Annotated in this window: 5 protein-coding genes; all 5 read left to right on the top strand. The window is 41.5% G+C overall.

Annotated features, from left to right (window positions below; genetic code table 11):
* A partial coding sequence (locus A5N85_RS00075; protein ID WP_487247927.1) for a DNA-directed RNA polymerase subunit beta' occupies positions 1-2,088 on the top strand: 2,088 nt, incomplete at its 5' end.
* A 94-nt stretch (positions 2,089-2,182) separates the two neighbouring features.
* Positions 2,183-2,557: a 30S ribosomal protein S12 gene (gene rpsL, locus A5N85_RS00070; RefSeq protein ID WP_072575385.1), complete on the top strand. Its 375-nt coding sequence runs from the start codon at positions 2,183-2,185 to the stop codon at positions 2,555-2,557.
* Positions 2,558-2,574: 17 nt separating this feature from the next.
* Entirely contained in the window at positions 2,575-3,045 is a 471-nt protein-coding gene (gene rpsG / locus A5N85_RS00065) for a 30S ribosomal protein S7 (RefSeq protein ID WP_072575384.1), read from the top strand.
* A 30-nt stretch (positions 3,046-3,075) separates the two neighbouring features.
* Entirely contained in the window at positions 3,076-5,172 is a 2,097-nt protein-coding gene (gene fusA, locus A5N85_RS00060; protein ID WP_072575383.1) for an elongation factor G, read from the top strand.
* A 17-nt stretch (positions 5,173-5,189) separates the two neighbouring features.
* Positions 5,190-6,136: elongation factor Tu (gene tuf, locus A5N85_RS00055; protein WP_072575382.1), on the top strand; the 947-nt coding region annotated here is incomplete at its 3' end.

Genomic DNA, 6,136 nt, shown 5'->3' with positions numbered 1-6,136 from the left:
CAAGAAGTTGAACAAGATTCGTTTAACTCGGTCTTTATGATGGCGGATTCAGGCGCAAGGGGTTCTGCTGCACAAATTCGACAGTTAGCAGGAATGCGTGGATTGATGGCGAAGCCAGATGGCTCTATCATTGAAACGCCAATTACAGCAAACTTCCGTGAAGGATTAAACGTTCTTCAATACTTTATATCTACCCATGGTGCGCGTAAAGGGCTTGCAGATACGGCGTTAAAAACAGCAAACTCAGGTTATTTAACGAGAAGGCTTGTAGATGTTTCTCAAGATGTTGTTATTACAGAAGAAGATTGTGGAACTTCTAAAGGTATAGAAATTCAAGCAGTAGTTGAAGGTGGGGATGTTGTTGTTCCTCTTGCTGAGAGAGTACTCGGTCGAGTATTAGCAGAACCTGTCATTGACTCTAATGGAGAAATTGCTTTAGCGGCAGGTACTTTGCTAGAAGAACCACAAATTCAAATTTTAGAAAAAGCTGGCGTGGATAGAGTGACTGTTCGCTCGGTTATTACCTGTGAATCGCGTCATGGTGTATGTTCACAGTGCTATGGTCGTGATTTGGCGAGAGGTCATAAGGTTAATGTTGGTGAAGCTGTTGGGGTCATTGCAGCGCAATCTATCGGTGAACCAGGAACACAGTTAACCATGCGTACTTTCCATATTGGTGGCGCTGCACAAAGCGCTGTTTCTATTGGTAGCGTCGAGGTTAAAACCAATGGGCATGCTCGCTTATCAAATATAAAAACGATTACCAATAGTGAAGGAAAATTGGTTGCTGTCTCACGTAGTGGTGAATTATCAATTATTGATAAAAATGGTCATGAGCGTGAAAGATATAAATTGCCTTATGGTGCAGTTCTAAACGTGACAGATGGTGCAGTAGTTAAGCAGGGTGAAACCTTAGCGGTATGGGATCCACATACGCATCCAATTATTGCTGAAGTGGCTGGTAAAGCAGCATTCTATGACTTTGAAGATGGAATTACCGTTCAATCTTCTTCCGATGCAGAAACAGGTTTGACTGTACTAACTGTTATGGAAAATGCACAAAGACCTACTTCGGCCAAAGATAAACGTCCTCTTATTCAATTATTAGATGAGAAAGGAGAACCAGTTACCCAAGCAGGATCTGATATTCCAGTAAACTATTTCTTACCAGCAGGAGCAATTGTTAACCTAACAGATGGCGCCGAAGTAAAAGTAGGGGATGTATTAGCTAGGATGCCGCAAGCATCTGGTAAAACTGGTGATATTACTGGTGGTTTGCCGCGGGTAGCAGATTTGTTTGAAGCACGTAAGCCAAAAGATCCTGCAATTCTTGCTGAAATGACAGGCGTTGTTTCCTTTGGTAAAGAAACTAAAGGAAAGCAACGTTTGGTTATAACTGGAGAAAATGGTGAGTCGTTTGAGATTTTAATTCCTAAATGGCGTCGCCTTAATGTTTTCGAAGGTGAGCAAGTTAAAAAAGGTGAAATCTTGGCAGACGGTGAACCTAGTCCACAAGATATCTTAAGACTCCGAGGTGTACATGAGCTAAACGACCATATTGTTCGGGAAATACAGAACGTTTACCGTTTGCAAGGGGTAAAAATTAATGATAAGCATATTGAAGTAATTGTGCGTCAGATGCTTAGAAAAGTTATTATTGTTGATGCTGGCGAATCTAATTTAATTGCAGGTGAGCAAATAGAGCTATCTCGCGTGTTGGAAGAGAATGATCGTTTAGAAGCACAAGGAAAATTGCCTGTTCGCTATGAGCCTGTATTAATGGGAATCACAAAAGCATCTTTAGCGACAGAATCCTTTGTATCAGCAGCTTCTTTCCAAGAAACGACAAGAGTATTGACAGAAGCAGCTGTTGTTGGGCAGGCAGATGATTTGCGTGGATTAAAAGAAAATGTCATTGTTGGACGTCTAATTCCAGCAGGAACAGGTTTGGCTTATCACCAACATCGTCGAGAGCAAAGAAGTGCGGACGATCAATTGAGAGCATTGGTTGAAGAAACAACTAATCTATCAAAAACAGCGGAAGAAAACTCTATAGAAGAAAATATTCCTAGTGATTCTGAAGCATAACCTTGACAGTGAAAAGAAATGGCGTTACCATCGCTTACCTTTGGCGTGGTTTCGCTTATACTTAATATATTGAAATTAAAGGTTTGGAGAAAATATGGCGACTATTAACCAATTGGTGCGCAAGCCGCGTGTCAAACAGGTCGAAAAAAATAACGTCCCTGCATTACAGGGATGTCCTCAAAAACGCGGTGTTTGTACCCGTGTTTATACAACAACACCTAAAAAGCCGAACTCGGCCATGCGTAAAGTTGCACGTACGCGTTTAACAAACAAGTACGAAGTAACTGCCTATATTGGCGGTGAAGGTCATAACTTACAAGAGCACAGTTTAGTGCTTATTCGAGGCGGACGTGTTAAAGATTTACCAGGAGTGCGTTATCACGTGGTTCGTGGTGCTTTAGATACAGCAGGTGTTAAGGATCGCAAACAAGGTCGTTCAAAATACGGCACTAAGCGTCCTAAGTCTTAATTTTTTAGGGAAAAAATATGTCAAGAAGAGTGCGTGCCCCTATTCGTCAAATTTTACCTGATCCAAAATTTGGTAATGTAATTGTGGCAAAGTTTGTAAATATGTTGATGGTTGATGGCAAAAAATCTGTTGCAGAAAAAGTCGTATATCAAGCATTGCAAACGGCAGCTGAGAAGAAACAATTGGAGCCTATTCAAGTATTAGAAGAAGCTTTAGAAAAAGTTAGACCAGCAGTAGAAGTTAAGTCTCGTCGTGTAGGTGGAGCGACTTATCAAGTGCCAGTAGAAGTAAGACCTGTTCGCCAAAATGCATTAGCAATGCGTTGGCTTATTGATGCAGCTAGAAATAGAAATGAGAAATCAATGGCAGAACGTTTAGCATATGAATTTGTCGAAGCAATCGAAGAGCGTGGCGCTGCAGTGAAAAAGCGTGATGATACACATCGTATGGCAGAAGCAAACAAAGCATTTGCTCACTTCCGTTGGTAAGGCAATTGAAATTATCTCAGGAGAAAACTCGTGGCTCGCGAAACCAAAATTGATAAATATCGCAATCTAGGCATCATGGCGCATATTGATGCAGGAAAAACGACAACAACCGAACGTATTCTGTTTTATACAGGTATGTCTCATAAAATAGGTGAAGTTCATGATGGTGCGGCCACGATGGACTGGATGGAACAAGAGCAGGAGCGTGGTATTACGATCACTTCTGCTGCGACTACTTGCTTTTGGCAAGGTATGGCTGGGCAATTTGACAAGCATCGTATTAATATTATTGATACTCCAGGGCACGTAGACTTTACAATTGAAGTAGAGCGCTCTTTACGTGTTCTTGATGGTGCTTGTTTGGTATTGTGTTCTGTAGGTGGTGTTCAGCCACAAACTGAAACCGTATGGCGTCAAGCAAATAAATATCGTGTTCCACGTATTGCATATGTCAATAAAATGGATCGTACAGGCGCCAATTTTATGCGTGTTGTTGAGCAAATGCGTGAGCGTTTGAATACAGTAGCTGTTCCATTACAGATTCCTGTCGGTGCTGAAGAGAATTTTAAAGGTGTAGTTGACCTCATTAAAATGAAAGAGATTATTTGGAATGAGGAAAATAATGGTATGACCTTTGAGTATGCCGATGTTCCAGCTGAACTACTTGAGCAGGCTGAGACTTTGCGTGAAGAGCTTGTAGAGGCAGCGGCAGAAGCAAACGAAGAATTAATGAATAAATATCTTGAAGGTGGAGAGCTTAGCGAAGCAGAAATTATTGCTGGACTAAGAGAACGTACAATTAATAATGAGATCGTTCCGGTTCTTTGTGGTTCTTCCTTTAAGAATAAAGGCGTGCAAGCAATGTTGGATAAAGTTATTGAGTTGCTACCTAGTCCTACTGAAGTTCCTGCGATTCAGGGAGTTGTTCCTTATACTGAAGAAACTGAAACAAGGGAATCTTCAGATAATGCACCATTCGCAGCGTTGGCATTTAAAATTGCAACAGATCCTTTTGTTGGTACCTTAACATTTGTTCGTTGTTATTCAGGTGTCTTGGAAGCAGGCTCAACAGTCCTAAACTCTGTAAAAGATAAAAAAGAGCGAGTAGGGCGTATCGTTCAAATGCATGCAAACTCAAGAGAAGAAATTAAAGAAGTGTATGCAGGCGATATCGCAGCATGTATTGGGTTGAAAGATGTGATTACGGGTGAAACGCTTTGTGATATCAGCAAGCCAATTATTCTTGAGCGTATGGAGTTCCCGGAGCCAGTTATCTCTGTTGCTGTTGAACCAAAAACTAAATCTGACCAAGAAAAAATGGGAATGGCGCTTGGTAAGCTAGCGCAAGAAGATCCATCTTTCCGAGTTCATACAGATGAAGAAACCGGACAAACAATTATTTCTGGTATGGGTGAACTTCATCTAGAAATTATTGTTGATCGTATGAAGCGCGAATTTAAAGTAGAAGCTAATGTTGGGGCGCCTCAAGTAGCTTATCGCGAAACGATTCGTGAATCTGTTGAACAAGAAGGAAAATTTGTCCGTCAGTCTGGTGGTCGTGGACAGTTTGGTCATGTATGGTTACGTATCGAACCTCAAGAACCAGGTTTTGGTTACGAGTTTGTGTCTGAAATTGTCGGTGGTGTAGTTCCAAAAGAGTATATTCCAGCAGTTGACAAAGGTGTTCAAGAACAAATGCAAAATGGTGTTCTTGCTGGATATCCAATGGTTGATGTCAAAGTCACCTTATTTGATGGCTCTTATCATGAAGTTGACTCATCTGAAATGGCATTTAAGTTAGCGGGTGCGGAAGGTTTTAAGCAAGGTGCACGTAAAGCGAAGCCGGTTCTGCTTGAGCCTATGATGAAAGTGGAAGTTTCTACACCAGAAGAATATATGGGCGATGTTATTGGCGATTTGAATAGTCGTCGTGGATTGGTTCAAGGTATGGATGACGAAGCTACTGGTAAAATTATTCGTGCTCAGGTGCCGCTAGCTAATATGTTTGGTTATGCTACCTCTTTACGCTCATTAAGCCAAGGTCGTGCTAATTATTCTATGGAATTCGACTGCTATAATGAAGCGCCGAATAATGTTGTCGAAGAAGTTATTAAAAACAAATCTTAATATTTTGGAGTGAAATTATGTCTAAAGAAAAGTTTGAACGCAGTAAGCCGCATGTAAACGTTGGGACTATTGGTCACGTTGATCACGGTAAAACAACGCTAACAGCTGCTTTGACTAAGGTTGGAGCGGATCGTTTTGGTGGAAATTTTTCAGCCTATGATCAAATTGACGGCGCACCAGAAGAGCGTGCTCGTGGAATTACCATCTCAACTGCTCACGTTGAATATGAATCACCATTACGTCACTATGCACATGTAGACTGCCCAGGACACGCTGACTATGTTAAAAACATGATCACAGGTGCAGCGCAAATGGACGGAGCTATTCTAGTTTGTTCAGCTGCTGATGGTCCAATGCCGCAAACCCGCGAGCATATCTTATTATCACGCCAAGTGGGTGTCCCTTACATTGTGGTTTACCTAAATAAAGCGGATATGGTTGACGATGCAGAGCTATTAGAATTGGTTGAAATGGAAGTTCGCGAACTACTATCGGACTATGACTTCCCGGGTGATGATACCCCAATTATCATTGGTTCAGCTCTTAAAGCTTTAGAAGGTGATACTTCTGATATTGGTGTACCCTCAATTGAAAAATTAGTTGATGCATTAGATTCATATATTCCAGAACCAGAGCGTGATATTGACAAGCCATTCTTGATGCCAATTGAAGATGTATTCTCAATTTCGGGACGTGGTACTGTGGTTACTGGACGTGTTGAGCGTGGTATTGTTAAAGTTGGTGATGAGCTTGAAATTGTAGGCTTGCGTCCAACGACAAAAACGACCTGTACTGGTGTTGAAATGTTCCGTAAGTTGCTTGATCAAGGTCAAGCAGGGGATAACGTAGGTGTGCTTCTTCGTGGAACCAAGCGTGAAGATGTAGAGCGTGGACAAGTATTGGCTAAGCCAGGTACTATTACTCCTCATACACGTTTTGAGGCAGAAGTTTACGTCTTATCAAA

Source organism: Suttonella ornithocola, assembly GCF_001889065.1.
GTDB classification, from domain to species: Bacteria; Pseudomonadota; Gammaproteobacteria; order Cardiobacteriales; family Cardiobacteriaceae; genus Suttonella_A; species Suttonella_A ornithocola.
The sequence above is the reverse complement of the archived record's forward strand: the minus strand, read 5'-3'. Positions and strand labels throughout refer to the sequence as shown.